General features: G+C 58.7%; 11 protein-coding genes and 3 pseudogenes. 7 read left to right on the top strand and 7 right to left on the bottom strand.

Features of this window, described 5'->3' with window-relative positions; genetic code table 11:
- Positions 1 to 25 precede the first annotated feature (25 nt).
- Together B0G74_RS31530 and B0G74_RS31525 are read right to left on the bottom strand one after the other, a co-directional pair.
- A pseudogene (locus tag B0G74_RS31530) lies at positions 26 to 1253 on the bottom strand (MFS transporter).
- Positions 1254 to 1433: 180 nt separating this feature from the next.
- Positions 1434 to 2981, bottom strand: coding sequence for an altronate dehydratase family protein (locus tag B0G74_RS31525; protein ID WP_132379777.1), 1548 nt, complete (start codon positions 2979 to 2981; stop codon positions 1434 to 1436).
- A 236-nt stretch (positions 2982 to 3217) separates the two neighbouring features.
- Between B0G74_RS31525 and B0G74_RS31520 the strand changes: the two genes are divergently transcribed.
- From B0G74_RS31520 to B0G74_RS31510, 3 genes and pseudogenes are all read left to right on the top strand, one after another.
- On the top strand, positions 3218 to 4156 hold the full coding sequence (locus B0G74_RS31520) for an SMP-30/gluconolactonase/LRE family protein (protein WP_132379775.1): 939 nt from the start codon (positions 3218 to 3220) through the stop codon (positions 4154 to 4156).
- An 86-nt stretch (positions 4157 to 4242) separates the two neighbouring features.
- Positions 4243 to 4648, top strand: a pseudogene (locus B0G74_RS31515) (heme-binding protein).
- A gap of 32 nt (positions 4649 to 4680) precedes the next feature.
- Entirely contained in the window at positions 4681 to 6849 is a 2169-nt protein-coding gene (locus tag B0G74_RS31510; RefSeq protein ID WP_132379773.1) for a malate synthase G, read from the top strand.
- 357 nt (positions 6850 to 7206) lie between these two features.
- On the opposite strand, the gene B0G74_RS31505 is transcribed toward B0G74_RS31510, so the two are convergent.
- Positions 7207 to 7485, bottom strand: a complete 279-nt coding sequence (locus tag B0G74_RS31505; RefSeq protein ID WP_132379771.1) for an HU family DNA-binding protein — start codon at positions 7483 to 7485, stop codon at positions 7207 to 7209.
- Positions 7486 to 10382: 2897 nt separating this feature from the next.
- Between B0G74_RS31505 and B0G74_RS45890 the strand changes: the two genes are divergently transcribed.
- Positions 10383 to 10523, top strand: a complete 141-nt coding sequence (locus B0G74_RS45890) for a hypothetical protein (RefSeq protein ID WP_165923958.1) — start codon at positions 10383 to 10385, stop codon at positions 10521 to 10523.
- Positions 10524 to 11559: 1036 nt separating this feature from the next.
- Here B0G74_RS45890 and B0G74_RS31500 read toward each other — a convergent pair.
- Positions 11560 to 12534, bottom strand: coding sequence for a ParB/RepB/Spo0J family partition protein (locus B0G74_RS31500; RefSeq protein WP_132379769.1), 975 nt, complete (start codon positions 12532 to 12534; stop codon positions 11560 to 11562).
- Positions 12531 to 13748: an AAA family ATPase gene (locus tag B0G74_RS31495; protein WP_132381211.1), complete on the bottom strand. Its 1218-nt coding sequence runs from the start codon at positions 13746 to 13748 to the stop codon at positions 12531 to 12533. The genes B0G74_RS31500 and B0G74_RS31495 overlap by 4 nt, the downstream gene beginning before the upstream one ends.
- Positions 13749 to 14987: 1239 nt before the next feature.
- On the opposite strand from B0G74_RS31495, the gene B0G74_RS31490 reads away from it, so the two are divergent.
- Positions 14988 to 16484, top strand: coding sequence for a replication initiation protein (locus tag B0G74_RS31490; RefSeq protein ID WP_132379767.1), 1497 nt, complete (start codon positions 14988 to 14990; stop codon positions 16482 to 16484).
- Between the two features lie 150 nt (positions 16485 to 16634).
- Complete coding sequence (locus tag B0G74_RS31485; protein WP_132379765.1) at positions 16635 to 16943, top strand: putative quinol monooxygenase; 309 nt, start codon at positions 16635 to 16637, stop codon at positions 16941 to 16943.
- A gap of 608 nt (positions 16944 to 17551) precedes the next feature.
- On the opposite strand, the pseudogene B0G74_RS46885 reads toward B0G74_RS31485, so the two are convergent.
- Positions 17552 to 18319: pseudogene (locus tag B0G74_RS46885) on the bottom strand (N-acyl homoserine lactonase family protein).
- Positions 18320 to 19305: 986 nt separating this feature from the next.
- Between B0G74_RS46885 and B0G74_RS31470 the strand changes: the two are divergent.
- On the top strand, positions 19306 to 20352 hold the full coding sequence (locus B0G74_RS31470; RefSeq protein WP_132379761.1) for a LacI family DNA-binding transcriptional regulator: 1047 nt from the start codon (positions 19306 to 19308) through the stop codon (positions 20350 to 20352).
- Positions 20353 to 20749: 397 nt separating this feature from the next.
- On the opposite strand, the gene B0G74_RS31465 is transcribed toward B0G74_RS31470, so the two are convergent.
- Positions 20750 to 21649 (bottom strand): LysR family transcriptional regulator, encoded by a 900-nt coding sequence (locus tag B0G74_RS31465; protein ID WP_132379760.1) that lies wholly within the window; start codon positions 21647 to 21649, stop codon positions 20750 to 20752.
- Between the last annotated feature and the right edge of the window lie 368 nt (positions 21650 to 22017).

Here is a 22017-nt window from a genome sequence, read left to right as displayed (position 1 = left end):
ACTTCTCTCGAGTGCCATGGAGGTACTACTTGTTGACAAGCCTGGCGGGAAGCTGCGTCAAGATGAGACCTGCGGAGACAATCAGCGACCCCGCAATCAGGAACAGGCTCGAATCAAGAGAATGCGTGACCGTCTTCAGCCACCCCACCAGCGCAGGGCTTACGAAGCCTGCGAGATTGCCCGTCGAATTGATCAAGGCAATGCCGGCCGCCGCACCGGTGCCGCCGAGGAAGGAAGTGGGCAAGGCCCAGAACATGGGTAAGGCCGTAATCACGCCCGAAGCGGCAAGCGTCAGGCCAAGCAACGCAATATACGTATTGTTGCCCGCGTAGGCGCACATCACGAACCCCGCGGCCGCCATGCATTGCGGCAACACGACGTGCCAGCGGCGTTCACGCGTGCGGTCCGCGTGGCGGCCGACCACAATCATCAGAATCAGGGCGGCAAGATAAGGCACGACCGTGAGCAGGCCGATGGTGAAGGCGTCCGTAATTCCGGAACTCTTTATGATGGTTGGCTGCCAGAAGCCAACTGCATAGGAGCCCATCACGATACCGAAGAGAATCGTGCACAAGGTCCAGACTTTGAGCGACGTGAAGACCTCGCGCACGGAGCCGTGGCTTTTGGTGCGTGCTTCCGCATCGATTTCCGACGCTATGAAGTCGCGGTCCTGAGCCGGTAGCCACTTTGCGTCCTTCACCCGATCATCGAGGAACCAGAAAATGACGGCTGCGAGAATCAGCGCGGGGGCGGCCTCCAGAATGAACAGCCACTGCCAGCCGGCAAGGCCCGCGTGCCCCGCGAGGCGCTGCATGATGAAGCCGGAAATCGGGGCCGCCGACAATGCCCGCCACCGGATTGCCCGCCATCAGGAAAGCAATCATCTTGCCGCGCCGGTGCGATGGAAACCAGTAGGTGAGATATAGCACCAGCCCCGGGAAAAAGCCCGCTTCGGCCACACCCAGAAAGAAACGCAATACGTAGAACATCGTGGGCGTGGTGACCCACGCGGTCGCGGCCGAGAGCACGGCCCACGTGAGCATGATCCGGGCGATCCAGCGGCGCGCGCCGAGCCGGTGCAGCAGCAAGTTGCTCGGCACCTCGAAGAAGAAATACCCGATGAAAAAGATGCCCGCGCCGAAGCCATACATCGCCTCGCTGAAGTTCAGATCGCTGAGCATCTGGAGCTTGGCGAAGCCCACGTTGACCCGATCCAGATACGCCACCACGTAACAGACGAACAGCAAGGGCATGAAGCGCCAGGTCACTCGCGTGTAGATCGAGTTGCTTGTCGCGCTGTCAGGTATTTGTATTGCCGGGGTTTGAGTACTCACAGGCTGTCTCCGCCATTTGTTCGACTGCCTACGGGCGACGGTTTTACTTATAGGTGTAAATGGCCGTTCGCCCTCGCAATGCGCTGAGCCACGGCGCACTCAACTCATGATGCCTATCTGCCACGGCACGAATTCGTGGTCACCCAGTCCGAGCACTTCGCTTTTTGTGCGCTCGCCCGACGCGGCGGCAAGAATAGCGTCGAAGATTTTCTGGCCCGTGCTGTGGATCGACGCGATGCCATCCAGAATCCCTCCGCAGTTAAGATCCATGTCTTCGGTCAGACGCGTGTACATCGGCGTATTGGTGGCGAGTTTCAGCGATGGCACGGGCTTGGCGCCGAACATCGAACCGCGCCCTGTCGTGAAGGCAATAAGATTTGCGCCGCCCGCAATCTGACCCGTCGCGGAGACGGGGTCGAAGCCGGGAGTGTCCATGAATACGAGTCCAGATTGCTTCACCAGCTCGGCGTATCGATACACTTGCATGAGGGGGCCGGTGCCGCCTTTCATCGCTGATCCGATCGACTTTTCGAAGATGTTCGCCAGTCCGCCCACCTGATTGCCGGGGCTGACCTGGCCGTTGATCTGAACGTCTCGACCGACCGAATACTCGTCTTTCCACCAGCGGATGCGCTCAACCAGTTTCTCGCCGACTTCGCGGCTGACCGCACGCCGCGTGAGCGTATGCTCCACGCCGTAGATTTCGGGTGTTTCGGAAAGGATGGCGGTGCCGCCATGACGGACCAGCAAGTCCATCGCCGCACCGAGCGAAGGATTGGCGGTGATCGAGGAAAAGCCGTCCGAGCCGCCGCATTGCAGACCGATTTTCAGATGACTTGCAGGAACCGTCGTGCGCTTCACGCGATTGGCATCGGGCAACAGCGCCCGGACCGCAGCTACGCCGGCCTCGATGGTCCGACGGGTGCCGCCGTTCTCCTGCATGATGAATGTGTGCAGCCGCGAATCAGCTTTCAGACCTTCCTGATCCATCAGTCCGGCCAGTTGGTTGCGCTCGCATCCCAGCCCGACAATCAGCGCCGCGGCAAGATTGGGGTGCCGCGCGTAACCCGCAATCGTCCGGCGCAGCAGCGCCATCGGCTCACCGCTCATTTCCATGCCGCAGCCGATCGAGTGCGTGAACGCGACCACACCATCTACGTTGGGGTAGTCCGCCAGGCGTTCCGGCGTGAACCATTCGGCGATTCTGTGCGCGACCGTGGCGGAACAATTGACTGTCGACAACACGCCGATGTAATTGCGCGTGGCAACCTCGCCGTTATCCCGCACGATGCCCTGGAACGTGGCGCGCCCGGCTTCGGGCACCATCTCGACGGGCCGGTAGTCCGCGCCAAATGCATAGTCCCGGTCGAACTCACGGAACTCGACGTTATGGCTATGGACCATCGTGCCTGGCGCAATATCCGTCGCGGCGAAACCGATCACCACGTTGTATTTGCGAACCGGTTCGCCCTTTTTGATGGACGTCGCCGCGATCTTATAACCTGCGGCCACCTGGCTGCGGCAAACAAAATCTTCTGCTGGAACCGGCGTACCGATTGCGACGTCGATGCGCGCAATGACCACATTGTCAGCGGGATGCAACCGAATCACCGGCCCGGTTACGTTCTTGCTCGTCGTCTCAGTCATCAGGCATTGCCCTTCTAGAAATTTGCGCCAGGCGGTCACAAAAGGCACGAAACGAGTAATCGCTTTCTTACATAACCGCTACGGCCCATGCGTCACTGCTCTAGACTCAAGAATTTCAGGCATCTTATGGCACTTCATGGACTAATTCAAGAGAAAGCGCTTACTCATTTCCCTTTATACTAGCGGTCGTGCCGCCGCAATAGGCGGAAATGCCGGGGCCTGAACAGGAGAGTGAGATGTGGCAACAAGCTGAGCGATACCCCGACCCGCGGGTGATTTCGCTAGACCCTTCCTTCGATAAATACCGCGTGGCCTTTTCGGCCGTCGAACGGCTGGCTACCGGTTACCGGTGGACCGAAGGCCCGGTATGGTTCGGCGATGGACGTTACCTGCTCTGGAGCGACATTCCGAACAACCAGATGCTGAAATGGGAGGAGGAAACGGGCGTAGTCAGCGTGTTCCGGAAACCTTCCAACTACGCGAATGGCAACACCCGCGACAGACAGGGGCGGCTCGTTACGTGCGAGCACGGCCGCCGCGTCACACGCACTGAGTACGACGGCAGCATCACCGTCCTTCTCGATTCCTTTGAAGGCAAGCCGCTTAATTCCCCCAACGACCTGGTCGTGAAGTCGGACGGTTCTATCTGGTTCACGGATCCGCCGATGGGCATCTCCGGACACTACGAAGGAATCAAGGCGGAGCAGGAACTCCCCCACTCCGTATATCGAATTGATGGCGCGACGGGCGAAGCGTCCGTAGTCACTCGCGACTTGAAAGGACCGAACGGCCTGTGCTTTTCACCCGACGAGAAACTGCTCTACATCATCGAATCGCGCGGTGTGCCCAACCGGATGATCCACGTCTACGAAGTGGACGCGGATGGCCGCGGAATCGGTAAAGGCCGAATGTTCTATGACGCGGGCGCCGGCACGATCGACGGCATGCGCGCGGACATCGACGGCAATCTGTGGTGCGGCTGGGGCATGGGCAATGACGAACTCGATGGCGTCATGGTTATTTCGCCACAGGGAAAGATGATTGGCCGGATCGCCCTGCCCGAGCGCTGCGCGAATTTGTGCTTTGGTGGACGCGCGCGTAACCGGCTGTTCATGGCGTCGTCGCAGTCGATTTATGCGGTGCACGTCAACACGCAGGGCGCGCTAGGTGGATAGCCCTGTTCGCCACGAAACGTATCACGGCCTCCGGCATGCGCCGGTGGCGACACTTCACTTCGAAACACTGACTTGATAACCCTTACATGCAAAGCAAACCCGTGTTGACCGTTGTAGAAGCTACGCGAATCCTGGAAGCCGCGCGCGTGGAAGCAGAGAAAAAACCAGTGGGCAGTCACCATCGCGGTCGTGGATGACGGGGGTCATCTGCTGGCCCTGCTCCGCCTCGACGGCTGTGCGCCGATAGGCGCTTACATCGCAACCGAAAAGGCGCGTACCTCCGCGCTCGGTCGACGCGAATCGAAGCAGTACGAAGACATGATCAACGGCGGCCGCACCGCGTTCCTGAGCGCGCCGCTAGCCGGCACGCTCGAGGGCGGCGTCCCGGTCGTGGTCGACGGAAAAGTTGTGGGTGCAGTCGGCGTGTCCGGTGTCAAACCGGATCAGGATTCGCAAGTGGCCAGAACCGCGGCAAACAGCCTCAATGGCTGATTGATTGATATTTGAAACTGTTGGAGCAAACGATGGGTGAAATGATCGACAGAAACGGGCTGCGTGTCGCGGCTGTTCTCAGCAAATTTGTCGACGATGAGGCGTTGAGTGGGACTGGCATCGATAGCGAAGCTTTCTGGAAAGGCTTCGATGCTCTCGTCCACGACCTCGCCCCCAAGAACCGCGCACTGCTCGCAGAACGCGATCGCCTGCAGACGGAACTGGACCAGTGGCACCGCGCGCATCCGGGGCCCGTGCGCGATCTGAAGGCATACCGCGCATTTCTCGAAGCCATCGGCTATATCGTACCGGTGAGCGCAGCTGTTAAGGCGACGACCCACAATGTCGACACCGAAATCGCCGGGCAAGCCGGCCCGCAACTCGTCGTGCCACTGTCGAACCAGCGCTACGCACTCAACGCCGCGAATGCGCGCTGGGGCAGCCTCTACGATGCACTCTACGGCACCGACGCGATCCCCGAAACCGACGGTGCCGAGCGCACCGCCTACTTCAATCCGGTGCGCGGTGCACGCGTGATCGCGCGCGCCCGCGCATTCCTCGATGAAGCCGCGCCGCTCGTCAACGGCTCGCACGTCGACGCCATCGCGTACCGCGTGGAATGCGGCAAGCTCGCTGTCACGCTCAAGAACGGCTCGTCGGCGTTGAAGGTCCCCGCGCAGTTCATCGGCTATCAGGGCGATGCAGGCTCCCCTTCCGCCGTACTGCTCAAACATCACGGCCTGCACTTCGAGATCCAGATCGACGCAACGGACTCCATCGGCAAGACCGACGCTGCGCGCGTGAAGGACGTGCTGATGGAAGCGGCCGTCTCGACGATTATCGATTGCGAAGACTCAGTTGCCGCTGTCGATGCCGCCGAAAAGGTCCAGCTTTACCGCAACTGGACCGGCCTCGCGAAAGGCGAGCTGACCGAGCAAGTCACGAAGAACGGCAAGACCTTCACGCGTCGCCTGAACGCCGACCGCACATACACCGCGCCCGATGGCTCGACCGTGAAACTGCATGGCCGCTCGTTGCTGTTTATCCGCAACGTCGGGCATTTGATGACGAATCCGGCGATCGTCGATCGCGACGGTCGCGAGATACCCGAAGGCATTCTGGATGCCGTGATGACGTCGCTGGGCGCGATGCACGACCTGCAAAATAAGCTCAATTCGCGGACCGGATCGATTTACATCGTCAAGCCGAAGATGCACGGCCCGGCCGAAGTCGCGTTTTCCAATGAACTGTTCGACCGTGTCGAAGATCTGCTCGGGCTGCCGCGCCATACCATCAAGATGGGCATCATGGACGAGGAGCGCCGCACGAGCGTCAACCTGCAGGCGTGCATTGCGGCGGCATCGGCGCGCGTGGCGTTCATCAATACGGGCTTCCTGGATCGCACCGGCGACGAGATGCACAGCGCAATGGAAGCCGGTCCGATGATGCGCAAGGGGGATATGAAATCGTCGGCATGGATCGCGGCTTACGAGCGCAATAACGTGCTGGCCGGCTTGAGCTCGGGATTGCGCGGACGCGCGCAGATCGGCAAAGGCATGTGGGCGATGCCCGACCTGATGCATGCGATGCTCGAACAGAAAATCGCGCATCCGAAAGCGGGCGCAAACACGGCTTGGGTGCCGTCGCCGACTGCCGCGACGCTGCACGCGCTGCACTACCATCAAGTTGACGTTCAGGCCGTGCAGCAAGAGTTGGAAAAGACCGCCTACGACAGCGTACGCGATGAGTTGCTCGATGGCTTGCTGACGATTCCTGTCGTCGAAGAGGCGCAGTGGTCAGATGAGGAAATCCGCAAGGAAATCGAGAACAACGCGCAAGGGATTCTGGGTTACGTGGTGCGCTGGATCGATCAGGGCGTCGGCTGTTCGAAGGTGCCGGATATACACGATATCGGCCTGATGGAAGACCGCGCGACGCTGCGCATTTCGAGCCAGCACATTGCGAACTGGCTGCATCACGGGGTGGTGTCGGAAGCGCTGGTGAACGAAACGTTCAAGCGCATGGCGAAGGTGGTGGATGCGCAGAACGCCAACGACCCGCAGTACCAGCCAATGGCCGGTCATCTGGACACATCACTCGCGTTCAAGGCGGCGAAGGCGCTGGTTTTTGAAGGGCGGTCGCAGCCTAGCGGGTATACGGAGCCATTGCTGCATAAGTTCCGACTTGGTGCGAAGTGGTAGGCGCGGCATAGCGCAGTCGAAAGCGTGGTCGACTCAGCATGCGTCGCGGGCGGCTGGTGGCATCCCGCGCACGCATGTGCTTGGCAACTTGCGGCCGGGGTGTAAATAGCCGCGTTGACAATATGTTCCTTTTAGTGAGGATACCCAGGCGTGTGGACGCGAGGCATGCCGGAGTGCGAACGCTTCCGTATTCGAGTTCGGCGTCGTGCTGATAAGCCGCGCCAAAACAGGTAGGTTCACCAGGAGTGGTGGTGACGCCGGCGCGAACCCGCGTGGTCCGCGGAACATGTCGGCCACCTGCGACGTGTTCGCAACGGACAGCCGCCGGCATATCACCGACCGGCGGCTGTCGCACGCTCAGGATCCGTTCACTGCATCCTTGAACGCCTTGCCGGCCGTAAACTTAACCGTCTTCGCTGCGGGGATCTGGATTTCGGCGCCGGTCGCCGGATTGCGGCCCACGCGTGCGGCGCGGGCTCCCGTCGAAAACGACCCGAAGCCGATGAGTTGAACCGTGTCGCCCTTCCTGACGGCGCTCGTGATTGCGCTGATGAACGCGTCGATCGCTTCACCTGTTGCCGCCTTGCTCGCGCCAGTCGCCGCAGCGACCGCATCCACCAGTTCCTGTTTGTTCATTGTCGATCCGTTGTTTTCTTTGTGGAAACCGTCACCCTACCCGATCGCCGCGCGTTCGCGCAATGACAAACAGCGCGTGATCCTCTTCGCGACTCGGTAGCCATCGGTAGCGTTGGCGTACGAGACTAGAACTACAGAATACGTAATATTTGATACATGGCGGTTTGCGAAGGTATTGGCCGGTGATTTTTATTGGCGCTTGTCGATTTCGCAGCCTTAGAATGCGCCTCGTCGTGAAACATGAGGACAGCCGCGCTTGGAAATTCCTCCAAGTTATTGTTTGTGCATCGTTTTTTCGCTTCCGTATTGATCGTTTAATTGTTTCACGAAAATCCGTTTAGTCGATGTCTTGGGTCCGCATCGTGAATACCGCCCCTGCAAGCTCCAACCGTAGCTAAGCATTCGGCGGGTCGTGGAGGTGCTCGTAAAGCTCCGCGCTGCTTGCGTCCTCCCGGCAACAGCACGAAAACTGCTCCGTGCATGCGCGGCGTCGGCACCTTGCACGTGACCGATGCACGCACTGTCACGCGCTTTACGGTGACGACTAAATCGAACGACTTACTGCTGATCTATGGTGTCGCTCTCAATGTCGGCGTCGCTAAGGATGGGCTCACGGGGCTGTGACTTCGGCGTCCGGCCAACTTTGGCATAGATCGAGGGTCGAAACTTTCGAAGGTTTTGCAGCGGATCAGTGGACAGTATTCACTCGGGGCGCAACAGTTTTTGCACGTATCGTGAAAGCGATGTCAGGGCTTCGCCTGTGCGTCGAACTGAGACGCGTATAGCGTGTTCTTGCTCGGGACGCGCATTCGGGACTTCCGATCAGGCGTGGACACGCGATGTGATGCAGGGATCATCGACTATTGATTTATTATTTCGATAGATAATACATATGAAGGCAATCATTTCTTGCCGGCGCTCAGCTGTCTAGCGGTTCCGTCTGAGGGCACGCGACCGTGATAAGCATCCACCGTGAATAGCGGCGCGACGACTGCACGCGCCGGCATGTCGCAGTCGTGATGTTCAAAGGTAATCCGACATCGCGGGAGGCCGGGGAGCCCTCCACTGCGAACCGCAACGTTTGCACAACCGGCCGGACGAGTCCGCGATTTCAGTCAAAAAAATCGAGCCTAACTAGGGTGGCTTCCTCTAATTTGCGGCTTGGTAGTCGTACGGCGTGCCGGAAGATCCGGATGAAGCGGCTGCCGCAACTCATGGAATGTATCCAGCGTATTGATGAACATGAGCCGTCATGGCCACCGCGGCAAATTGATGCCGGCACCTGCCTGCTTCGCCATTTTTTTGATGTAGCTGTCTCGTTCGAGGGAGACACCCGGCGGTCTCTCTTTGCGGTGTTGTGCGTTGGTTTTACTACCAGCTGGCAGGGGTCCGAATGCTCACCTGGGCCCTATTGATGGCCCAGCACAATAAGGTCGCAACCGGGCGGCGCCACGCGCCGGTGGACTTGACCGCTCATTGTCTCCGTATCGACACTGCTCCAACGGCGGATCGTTGGACCACGTCCAATCCAGACGACGCCCCCATGATGAACCGCATCGAGAGGACGACGCGGCTGGAAGCATCGCTCGCTGAGATGCGCAACCATCCACGCAAGCACTATGTCTGAGTAACCGCTACCTGTCTGAGAACCGAGTGGGCGTGCAGAGCTTCAGTCGCCGGCCGACGTCGACGGCCGTTCTTTTTGGGTGAAGGGCACCACTGGAAGGACTGAGTTCCGGAGAGGAAGGCTCGACTTCAGCATGGCTTCGCGAAGTGGTCTATCGGTCAGTGCATCACCAACAAGCAAAGACGCTAACCATACTGCAGACCTGCATCGAACTGTGCGGCCGAATGCTGACGCAGCGACGCCGGAACGGCAATTCGCGTCCGAGCAACAGTGCACGAACCTCGGTCGTTCCCTCCGGGCGCAAATCGTGATGACGCCAGTTGGGCGGATCGCTGAGTCGAGCGACGGCAGCCGGGCCCGGAGTCGCGCGCCCGGCTTTTAACTCGTCCCTAATCTCTCCCGTACAACAACGTCGAAGCGATGCTGATACACCTGCCCTGTTCCGCGACGTCCCGCCCCCCGAGGCCAGAAGGGGCTTGAATGATTCGCCTTGCCGGCGTCTGGAGGTTGGCAGACTGAGATCTCGGCGGCTCGATGGACATTGTGCACGCGCGGAGGAATTTCTCACGCAGTCGTATCTAGGGTCAAGCGGCACGAAGGCTCTCAGGATAGCTGTGCGCTGCGCCCGTTTGCCGGGCATTCGTCGTCGATTTGCAATGGTACAACGTGTTTGTACTGCGGGAATGTTCGCGTGGCGATTGGCGTACGCTACCTTTGCGGCAACCCGTGTCGGGACATCGCGGAGGCGGTGACAGAAACGAAAACCGGCCGTTCCGTCGACGAGGGCTGCCGAACAGGCATTGGAAGTCATTTACGCGCGGCGGCGGCATCCTTTCCCCTAAATGCGCGAAGTTCATCCACTCACGGCGTACCGTGTCGCTCGAAGTGAATGGCCCCCGCGGTATTTGGCGCACAGTATCGCCTCGCGCGCGCAACTGTCCTTCTGATCGGTTTCACCAGCGTGCAGCGGAATGATACTTTCCACCTCGTCCGCGTCCCGCCCTAGCCCGGGCCCGAGTAGCACGAAGACTCAGACATCCTCGGAAGGTGTCGATTCTGTAGAACCGAAGGTGACGGACGGGGTCCGTTCGCATCTGGTGATCGAAGTCCTGCACACTCACCGCCTATCGCGAGACTGATTCTGAGGATGCGAAAAAGCGAGAAGTTTCGTCTCTCTCGCGGGGTGATCCCAACCACGCAGACCCCAGCCAAAGCATCTGCTCATTCTGTGGACTGGTAGTGGATCTTGCGCCACGGGTTAGACTGGCCCGTGACGCGGACACCGCTGCGCCTCGCGGAGAACGAAATTCTCGCGCTGGACGTGCGGGAACCACGCCCTTCGCTTGAAGCGGCGCCGCACGCGCTGCACCACACGTTCGTCAACCTGCTCGCGCGGACCACCTGCGCGTAGATGTGCTGCAGCGTGTGCTGAGTTACGCATTCCTGCAGAATGCAACGATCTACATATCGGTAGAGCAGGCTCGCAGCCTTTGGGCAACGGGATAGGTCTAACACGACTCCGCCTGAGAGCGAGGTAGAGGAAGGCACCGCCACTGGAGGCACTTTCCACCCTCGCTATCAGCGGCGAGCAATTGGACAGTCGAGTCGTTGCGCTGTCGTCATATATTTGCCCGCCTATGGGTCGAAAGGTGGGGATTGAACGCGTGTCAGCGATGCTGGCACCTCTACACGAGGAAAGTCGGACAGATCGAAGCAAATCGACTATCGGCGGTGAGGTGTCAGTAATACCGACACTCCGAACAGGGCGCGTCGAAGAGTCGCTGTCGCAACCTGTCAGTACACTTCGTGGCTCCTCGTGTAGCGGTTGCGCAGATTCCAGTGCATATAAACCTCGGCCACGCGGTCATGCCAACCAAGCCGGTCCCTCACATTCGCAAGAGGAAATACCGTGACCATAGGCAACGCCGACGGGATGGCGGTCCGCAACTACAGCAGACGCCACACTGGAAAGCACATCAAGGAGCGGTGTGGCATACGTTGAGACCCACGTGATGACCGCGATCCGGTTCATCTTCTGGGCGTCGCTGTGGGCAAGCCTCGGTCCTCTATGGAATGCACAAGCTCGCTGCTGACTCGTGCGTGGAAGACGACCTCAAAAGAGCTAAGGTTTTCTGCTTACAGTCCTTCTTGTTCAAAACTCAGTGTGTCAGTAATACCGACACTGCTCCCACAGGGCCGGGCCGGCCAACCGTCCACGTCGGGACGCGTCGTCCACCGTATGCGGTTCAGAATCGGTCGGTACAAGTATCGCTGACACATGTGCGCCCAATGTCGCGCCTCGCCCGAGCGAACGCGAATCGCAGACACAGCCTGCCATCGACCTCCGCCCCGTCGGCGACAGAGTCCGGTGTCAGTATTACTGACGCCCGCGTCGGCACAAAAAAAGCCCGCTCGACGCGGGCTCCTTTGTCGCAAGAAATGCTAGCTCACCGCGGCTCGCCCTTGTACAGCTCACTGATAAGCTGCCGAATTCGCGCCTCTTGTGCCTCGGTCAAAGCCGTAGCCTTGATTTTCACGGTAAAGCTATTGACGTCCTTGGTAATGCTTCCCGCCTGGTCTTTTCCGGCGAAGAATTTCTCGATAAGCCTCTCCCGAGCCGTCGTCCCCGACGCACGACGGGTCACCATCGCGATAATCGCCGGCGCAAGTTTGCCTTGGGCCATATCCCCCTTGACCACATCTGGCCAGAGTTCGCGTGCAGCCAACTCAGCTTCGCCGCCGTGCTTCTTAAGGGCCGAGACAATTTCCTCTGCAGCGTTACAGCCGAGTAGGGCAGGCTGCAAATCGAGGTCCTTCTTCATGAAGTCCGGCAGATTTTCGAACGCAAGAAATTGATATAGCCCGGTACGTGAGAGGCCCACTGCCTCCGCCAGCCTTTTGCGGCTAGGAAACTCACTCTCAGACCGACGAAGCGAGATGGCCACTTCATAATCGGTGAGGTCGTCCCGGTCCATATTCTCGACCAGCGCCAACACAATCATGTCCTGGTCGGAGCACTCGATGACCACCGTCTTGATGTACTCCGCCCCGAGTATCTTGTGTGCTCGCCAGCGCCGCTCCCCTGCCACAATCTGGTAGGCCGATTCAACCCGACGAACCACGATGGGCTGCATGAGCCCGACTTCGCGAATCGACTCTGCCAGCTCGGACAGCTTGGCTTCATTGAATACGCGCCGCGGCTGCCAGGGATTAGGAATAATTTCTGTCACTGGCAACTGCGACGTCGTTCCGGACGACTCAAGCTCCTGTACCCTCAACTGCGCGGCCGCCAATGCTCCGGCCATCCCCGGTGCCGTCTCTGTCCGACTTGCGCGACGGCTGGCATCGGGGGTTCGTTCCGCTGTCGACCGAAGATTTGCGGTCTTGGCCAACATCTGATCACGGATATTGTTGGCGCTCATTGTGCTGGCCTCCATTGCTTGACGAACATGTCATCGACCCATCGGCAATAGTCAATTAACGGCTGCTTGACGCGCGCTAAGGATTTCGCCTGGCTATGCGAGCTGCTGATGTCAAAAACGGTCGTAAATGCGAGAGCACCTGAGCTCATTACGGAACTGGCAGGAACCTCAAACGGGTCCAGCCAGTGACGATACGCGCCTTGTGCCCACGTGCGGACAACCGGTGCCGCGGAAGTGCTGTTGTAATTCACGCGGGTCAGCAGCACAGAAACGAAATCGTACTTTTTGTTAGCTTCGTATTTGATGAACGACTTGGCGACGTCCGAGAAAAGTCGCCAGAAAGAAAGCGAGCTGAAGAAGTCGAGATTCTCCGGGACCATCGGCATTACCATTGCGTCCGCTGCCATCAATGCGTTCAGGTTGAGATAGGACAGAGAGGGCGATGTATCCAGAATGATGTAGTCGTAGTGCTTGCGCAATGGCGCTAGTCCATCCCGGAGCACCTGCCAGAATTTGAATCCTGCAAGCTTCATCTGCATTGCGGGAAGGTGATACTCAGCCCCGACCAGTTCTGTATGCGCCGGAATGATATCCAACCCATCCCAGTACGTTGGCTGCACCCGGGAGAGCAGACCTCCTTCGACCTTTTGATCATAGACAAAAGGAAGCACTGTATCGTCCGGAGATACCTCTTTTTCGGCATACAGCCCACATAGCTCGGAAAGCGAAGCCTGGGGGTCTAGGTCGACAACGAGAACCTTTCGCCCGCGCAGGCTCAACCCTTGGGCAAGGCACATCGACGTTGTGGTTTTAGCCGAGCCCCCCTTCAACTGCGACGTGATGAGTACTTTGCCTTCGAAATCGCTCGGTCCAGCTACCAAGGGCGTCTGGTAGATGTCCGACACCTGCTGTACCCAATTTCGGGCTTCACCTAGTGTAAATAGCCGACTTCGGCTTCGTCCTGTCCCGGTGGACTGCCCTTCCGGCAACACACCATCCCCCTTGGTTGCGAGGTATTGCACCTGCTGACGCGTCAGGCCGCATAGCTCTGCGACTTCTCCAGTCGTAAACACCGGCGCTTCCTTGCGCGGGCGCGGCGCGAGAATTTGGTCCCGTAGTTCAGTTGCATAATCGGTGACGACGTCCGCGAAATCTGAGATTTCCTCAAGCGTCACGGTTCGGTCTATCGGCATCGGTTGGCTGACATTGGCCATTTCGGAGTTTTCCCTGGAAATTGAAGCTAAACGGAGAATACAGGAAAAACGCAAAAACAGCGTTATATTGTCGTCCAGTTTCTCAAATATCGTTCGTAAGCCACTGTTTTTTATGCCTTCAACGATATCTGTGGCAGCCAACGTGAACGAAATCGCCCGCACAAAATCTCTCACCTTTAGTGCAGGTGACGCCGCCGGGGGATGCAGTTAGGGACAAAAGGTGAGAGTTTTTGTCCACTAACCCGCCAGACCGAGCCGACGAAACGGGCTGAGAGGCTGGAGCTCAAGACATCCGATAGCGAATAGAGCACATACATTGGACGATTACATTACATCTTTATTTCGTTTGACTGAAGCAGAGGGCAAAGGTGAGAGATAGTGTGCATCGACACAAATGCCAGTATCGGACGCGCATCCGCATGCACAAAATCCCTCACCCTGCGACTATCGACATTCTCCGCTGAAGCTTGTACGTAGGACGATAGTCGCGGCGTAAGTGAATGCGACCGACGGCGTGGACGAAAGACCTCGCGTGTATTGGCCAGCAGAAAATGCTGCACACAATCTCTCACCTTTGAAGCAGGCGCGAAGAACATCACCGAGACCGACGTTCCTATTGCATGTGAGGCCGCACTGCTTCCCTCATTCGAAAAGCACCATCGTTCTCGCCATACACTCTTAAACGCCGCGGGAGACTTGTTGTCTCACTCATTTGAGCGCGGAGAGTTGACAGCCCTATTAGGTCTCACGGCATATCGGACCTTTACGCCCGACTCTGATGTCTATCGCCGGCCGTGAGCTAGCCACGTTGCCGAGCGGTTTGTTGGTTGTTTTAAATAAAAAAACGAACTAACAAACGTACAGGGGAAATACCATTCCTTTGTTATCAAACAGTTAGTGCCGGATAGGTGAGATTCAATGTGCCGAAGGTGAGAGAAAATGTGCACCTCAGGTGAGACATCCGGGTGCAGAAGGGGAGATTTATAGTGGGCCGAGGTGAGAGACAAAAGCGCGTTTTACCGAAGGTGAGAGATTTTCCTGCGTCACCTGTGGATAACTGGCTGAAACCCTCTACCATCATGCGCTGCGGCACCGACGCTTTCACTAGTGGTGAGAGATGGTGTGCCGAAGGTGAGAGATGATGTGCATGCTGTTCGTCTCAGTGCCAAAGGTGAGACTTTCTTATTGACATCTCACCTCTGTATGCCTAGAGTCTGCTGAAATTTCCAGGGAACAGGCATGTCCAGCAGCGTCGACCGGCGAGTCACTCCTCTTCAATTTGCACTGGACCTATTCGTCGAGATGGCGCCGGCGCAAAGGTCCATCGATGAGACCAGTCCGGATAAAGATATCGGGTATCAAAAGAACCGGGTCTTCGCGCGCATTATCGGATTAGGACTGTCCGCCAGGCGCTTTGTGGATGCCGCTTACTTCATCGTCGCGCAGGACCCTGAAATTCAGGAAACCTATGACGTGACGCTGAGCTTTTTCAAATGGCTCATGCGCTATGACAGCAGGAATAAGAAACATTTTTCCAGCGTCATTCGCAGCGTCAAATCTTCGATGCTCGAAGTGATGAGTGCACCGGTAGTGTCCGTAGATTCGAAAGGACGCATGCTGGAGGAACCTCTCGAACCCGGCGAAGAGGGCAGTGCCGGTGATGACGATGCGGATGAGGACTTGGCCGTCCAGAATGAAGACGGGGACTGGCTTGAGTTGATCGGCCGGGTCAGTGTCAGAAATGGCCGGATTCGCTTCCGCGTGCCTATCGAACTGCAACGCCTCATCAAGGACCCTGAGAACTCGTACTGGACCAGCCTGCTAGTCACCTCGAGATTTACGCTCATCTACGCTCGAGGCATTTACGACCATGTCTTGCCATCCGTACCCAGCGGGCTAACAGACTGGCTGTCACTCGACCTTGTTCGAAACTTGCCCGGCAAGTCATGGGCAAACAACGCCGAGTTCAAATACTTCAAGCGCGATTATCTCGAGCCAGCCGTCAACCAAATCAACGAACTGTCCGATATCGAGTTGTCGTATGAGACCCGTGCCGGAACTCCCGGCTCGCGAAAGAAGGACCAGATACGTTTCCGGCTTAAACGCAAGGAAGGGGCATTGGCATCCAAAGCGGCCATGCTGAACTCGGTGGTACTTTTCAAAATGCTTCAAGATGAATTCGGACTGTCTGAAAAACAGTTTGAAAAAATCGCTGAGAACAGGTTTGTCTGGACGGACGAGCGCATTCAACAAGCCATCGACTACACCCGCTGGACAATCAGGCAGGGTATCAAGGTGAAAAGAGCATCCGCCTACCTCATGAGGGCTCTTTCGGACAACTACCGGGTATCCGACGCCGACAGGCAGGTCGAGTTGATTCAGGCTCAGCTTGCAGAGGCTACGACGGGGGAACAGGGGGCGAGGTCTGACAGGCAAAAGGAAGTCGAGGCCAGCCTGGCGGCAGCTAACGCGGCCGCCGATAAACGTCGACAGGAGGAGATTCGTCTGGCGCGCGAATTCTTCGACACAGCGGACAAGAAGACACGGGAGGACCTCGTCCGCAAGTTTGTCGCGTCGAGCACGATGGGGCTGCGCGCTATTGAGCGTCAAATGCTCAAACCGGCTAATGTCACTGAAGCCAACATTCTGAATCTGCCAGACGTTGCCAATACGTTCAGTTCGTACGTCGCCGGCGAAATTAGAAAAGCTGCGCGTGTACGCGCGCGGAACCCATAACGTTCTGTACGGTTATCAGCAATCCGGCGCTTCGCTGCGGAAGTTGTCCGACCAGAACCGCACGGTGAGGCCCTGTCAGCAAGCATATCCAAATGCGGCTATCATTTTCGCGCGGCGATCGGCGCCGAAACAGGAAAGGAAGAAATCCGGATGATCCATGTCATTGCAACGATCACTACCCAGCCCGGTCAACGCGAAGCCGTGCTGGCGCTTTTCAACAAAAACCGTCCGGCGGTGCTGGCGGAAGAGGGGTGCATTAGCTACGAGGCTGTAGTCGACGTACCGGACTTCGGGACGATTCAGACATCGCTCGGCACTGATACCTTTGCTGTAATCGAACGCTGGGAAAGCGCGGAAGCGTTAAAGGCGCATGCGGCCTCCGCGCATATGGCCGAATACGGACGCAATACTCGTCCGTTGCTCGTGAGCCGCGTCATTAACGTGCTCCAGGCTTGCTGAAGGGCCGGACTCGTGCAGCCCTGCGTTTGATGAGCAGGGAATGTCTGAAGCGGTCAGGCACCTAAACGATCAATGATGCGGTGAATGCGTTCGCAGCATATTGGCTGTGACGGTGCGATGGGATCAGCGTGCTCTTGGCCACTCCTGCGCAGCGGAAGCCGAATCAATTGCGCGCGGATCTGGGAACGGAACGACGCTAGTACTTGTGGCCCGCCTACAGGGCGCGAACCCGTTCTTCACGAACAGCAGGAAGATCGGAAGACCCTCCTTCGAACAGACCTGATCGCAAAACGTACGGCCACCCGTTGCGACGCGTTATGGACCATGGTCTGCGATAGTTCTGCGATGCTCCACAGCAGCCGCGTCATGGCGATGAGCGCCTTGCCGTATCTCTGGTCGGTGAGCCAGCCCAGATCGGCTGCGCGATGCCATAGCCGGGAAACAGCGCGCCGGAGGCGAAGTCGAATACCGCGGAGGTCGACGCCAGCTCGCTGCGATGGCCGGTATCGCGAAGCCAAGGTTGATGCGATCCATGAAGTTGATCATCGTCGCCCTGCAGCCGGAACCATCTTTGCCTCATCGCCTGTTTCCGTTGCAATACCGACCGCTTACCGGACCTGCGGCGGGGGATACACCTTGCAATCGAAAACCTGTGGCTCATGAGCCGGCAGCACTGTTGCTCCAAGCGCCGCAATGCGGCGGAGGCTTTCGTCGTAAGCGCGCAGGTCCGTGTGGTTGCCGTTCGGGATCGGCTCGCTGCCGTCCTCCGGCCAGTTCTCGTAGAGTGGAATCAGGTCGCCCGCGATGAGATACGGTCCTGCCTGCGTGTCGACCAACACACCCTGTGAGCCTGCCGTATGTCCCGGCAGGCGCAATACACGGATATCCGGCACCACGTCGGCGTCACCGAACGCCACGTCCATCCGGTCGAGAATGTCCACCCACGGTGGAGTGCGGCCGCGCTGGTTGGTTTCGTAGATCGGACGCTGGAACGGCACCGGCCAGACTGCCTCTTTCAACTCGGCTTCCTAGACATGAAAGCGTGCGTTCGTGAACAACCGCGCGCCGCCGACGTGGTCGTTATGCAGATGAGTGAGAATGACCAGTTCGACGGAAGCCGGGTCGACGCCTTCGCGCGCCAGACCGTACTGCAGCAGGTCGTCGATTCCGGCATCCGTCTCGGTGTAGCACTGCGGTGCGCGCGAGCGGGGACCCGGTCCGGCATCGACGACGATCGTTTGGCGAGCGCTGCGCAGCAAGCACGCAATGCAAGGCGCATGCAGGCGCGCGGAACCGCAGTTCTTGCGGTACAAAAAACACGAGCACTCATGGTTGACGATATCGCCGCAGCGGATCGGTACGATGGTGAATGCCATGTCTGAGGCTCGCTTCAACTGTTTTGTGGTGCTGACGCAAAGTGCCTACATGACGGGCTGGGCTCTGGCCGAATCTGGGCCGGTGATCAGATGAACGGTCGTGGGGCGAGTTCGGTCGTTTCCCTTCCCACCCATTCACGAGCAAGGTGATGCTGCGATCTTATCGGTACACATGACTCCGCCGCGCGCATTGCCGGGCGATAAGGTGCGCGGTCGCGGGTATGGCCGTTCGGAAGCCACAGTATAGGTGAAGTGAGTAAGCGCTTTCTCTTCAATTTATTGGGGTTTACCCGTGAAAAGCCCTGAGGTTTTGCGTGATTTGATTGAATTTCGAAGGAAATCTCAAACGCTAGAGAAACGATTACTTAAATTGTGTATTTGGCGAATGCCACTTTGGGTGCCGCTGAGCCAGGTCTTCGCACGCCGACGTCAAACGCGTGGTGCCCGCGAGTTCGAATCACCCGATGGGATTGCAGCGATGCCACCGGGTAATCGCCAATGCGCTCGGCTGGATGGAAGCGGAACAGGCACGGCATATCGGTCGCATGCATGCGGATCAACTGGTTTCGTCCCGGCAGTACGCCGACGGCGCTGCGCCATCCTTTCGTTTTGCTCAGCCATCACTACGTGATGCAACTGACAAAGCGCTGCATCGATTACCCCGACTAGCAGTTCGTGATCGCCCCCAGTGTGTAGAGCAATGCGCGCAACCGCAGGGGCAAAACGCACGGCAACTGGGCTACGCGCCGGGAGAATAGCGCACGATGGTATGCCGTGCAGATCGCGGCCACGCGGCGGGTGAAGGATCGGCACGAGGCGCTCTTTCCGGCAGCTTCGACTGACTCGTACAGTCCTGACGCGAACGCTGAACGGAGCGAGCATGCGAAGGCCCGCGCCCAGCGGTGGCCATTTCTCAAGGTGCCGCGTTATAGTATGCCGCACAGGGAAGGCGCGATGGTGCGCCTCGACATCGGGCAGGGTGGAAGTTGACCAACGAGGCAAAGAAAAGAGCACCGCGTCGCAAATCGAATGCGATTTCCGTAATCGATGTTGCACGCGCGGCAGGGGTATCGACTGCGACCGTTTCGCGCGTGTTGAACGGCAACGCAAAGGTAGCGGCTGAACTGCAGAACCGCGTGCGCGACATCGCGCAGGAACTCGGCTATACACCGCACGCCGCGGCGCGTGCGCTGGCATTGCAGCGCTCGAAAACGATTGGCGCGGTGATCCCATCGCTGGAAAACCAGAACTTCGCGATCGGCGTGTTCGCGCTGCAAAAGCGCATCGGGGAAGCCGGCTATACATTGCTGCTCGGATGCTCGTACTACGACCAGGAAGACGAACTGAAGCAGGTCCGTGCCCTGATCGCGGACGGTATCGCCGGGTTGATGCTCGTGGGCCGCAGCCACTCGCCTGCGCTCTACGAACTGATCAAGAAGGAACAGATTCCGCTCGTCAATGGCTGGACAGTCGATCACGACCACCCGTATGTCGGCTTCGACAACGTGGCGGTCGGCCGTCGCCTTGCCGAGTATCTGCTCGATCTCGGGCACACGCGCTTCGGCATGATTACGCAAATGACGCAGCACAGCGATCGTGCGGCTGATCGCATCATCGGCGTGCGCGCGGCGCTGCAATCGCGCGGGCTGCAGTTGCGCCACGAGCATCTGATCGAGATGCCGCACAAGATCATTGAAGGGCAGATGGCGATGAAGGCGTTGATGAACGGCCCTGAGCGACCGACGGCCGTCATCTGCGGCACCGATCTGCTTGCAATCGGCGCGCTGGCCGAGGCGCGCGAGTCGGGTATCGACGTACCGGGCGACCTGTCGATCGCGGGCATCAACGACATCGAATTTTCCAGCTTCACGTCGCCGCCGCTAACGACCATGCGGCTCGCCGCTGATGAAATCGGCGCGCGCAGCGCCGAGTATCTGCTCGCACGGATCGAAGGACGACCGGTGAGTTCGCAGTATATCGTTCCGACCGACCTGATCGTGCGCGGCACGACGGCACGTCCTCGCAACACCTAAGTCGCCGACGCGCGGTGTGGCGCGTCATGGAAAGACGCAAAGCCGGGCGAGCACGGACTGCGGCGCGCAGCGACGACGCGTCGGCGACTCGTGTGTCCGGACAAACGACACAGATTCTCGCTGACCCCGACAATCTTTGCATGGCTGACGCCTACTCCGCACCATGCGCGGACTCAGCACGCAACAAGTGCGGCCGCATTCGCTTCGGCGGCAGCGCGCGCCTCAGATTTGCCGGACAGCAACGGCAAGAATGCACATTCAGCGACCTGCGTCGGCAAGTTCCATGCACGACGGTCGACGTCTGCCGGAGCTCGACCGTTCCCTGTCCAGATGAACACGCCGTACGCCGGTCTCGCGCTGTACGGCGCGCAATAAATAGTCCACTCCCGCTCGCCGACTACCCCGGAATAAGCACGCGACTGCGTGTGAGCACCTCTTTGGCCAGCTCCACGATGGTATCCGCACCGCTAAGACACTCTTCCTGATAGGCGACAAAGAACCCTTGCTGAGTGATTGGCCGCTCAGTGTTCAGCACATGAATCAGCCCGGCATCGATCTCTGCGCGCATTATCGCGGGCGACAACACGGCCGCCGCGTGTCCGGCCGCGACGAGCCGCGACATCATCGACAGGGAATTGCATGAGCTGATGTTGTCCGGATTGCAACCTGCGCTGCGAAACCAGTTCATCACCAGCGAATGGTTCGATGACGGTTGCGAGACGGTGATGATCGGCACCGACGCAAGATCGTGAGGCGCGATTTTGTTATTGGGCACGAGTTGCGGCGACGCAACCCAGTGCAGATCGGTGTGGCCGATGGCGGTCTCGACCACGTGGGGCGCATCGGTGGAATCGTTCAGTATCGCTATGTCAAGTTCGTGCGCGCCAAGCTTGCGTCCGAGCGCGACGCCCACATCGATCGTGAGTTCGATCTTCATGTGCGGATAGCGCGTCTTGAGTTGCGTCAGTAGATCCGCAAGCCCAGCGTGGGCGATGGACTCGATCGCGCCGAGACGCAGAAGCCCGTACATGGGGTCGGTACGTTTCGCGATCTGTTCGAGTTTCTCGGCGAGCTTCAGCACCTGTTCCGCATCGGCGAGCGCGTCGCGGCCTGCGAGCGTGAGTTCGGAGCGCGTCCGGCTGCGCGTGAACAGCTGCACGCCGAGATGTTCTTCGAACTCCTGGATACGCGCCGAAATGGTCGGCTGCGTGAGATGTTGATGACGCGCCGCCGCATGAAACCCTCCCAACCGCGCCACCCAGTAAAAGGTTTCAATTTGCTGAAGAGAAATACGCATGATCGAAGGTTTCTATCAGATGGTCTCGCTAACTTTGATTATCTCCCGGAAAAATTGCATTCGTATACTCGGTGCACTCCTTGGTTGCCTCTCTATCGACGCCGAAGCGCTCTGACGATGAATTGGGAATCCTTATGATAAGGAAGTCGCTGCTCGATCTCGCACTTTCGAACGCGTTCGCCATTCCAGCGTTTGTGCAAAGCAGCGTCATGTTGTACGGGATGATCGATGAGGGGCTGACCTACGTCAGCAACGCGGCCGGCCATAGTCAATGGGCCGCTGCAAAGCGGCGTCGAGGGCGGCGTGCGGCCCTGCGCGTGAGATTTTGATAGCGCCGCCCGAGCGGCAACCACTACTGAAGCAGGGGA

Origin of the sequence: Paraburkholderia sp. BL9I2N2 (assembly GCF_004339745.1) — a bacterium.
Classification (GTDB): Bacteria; Pseudomonadota; Gammaproteobacteria; order Burkholderiales; family Burkholderiaceae; genus Paraburkholderia.
This window is presented reverse-complemented; position numbering and strand designations above follow the sequence as displayed.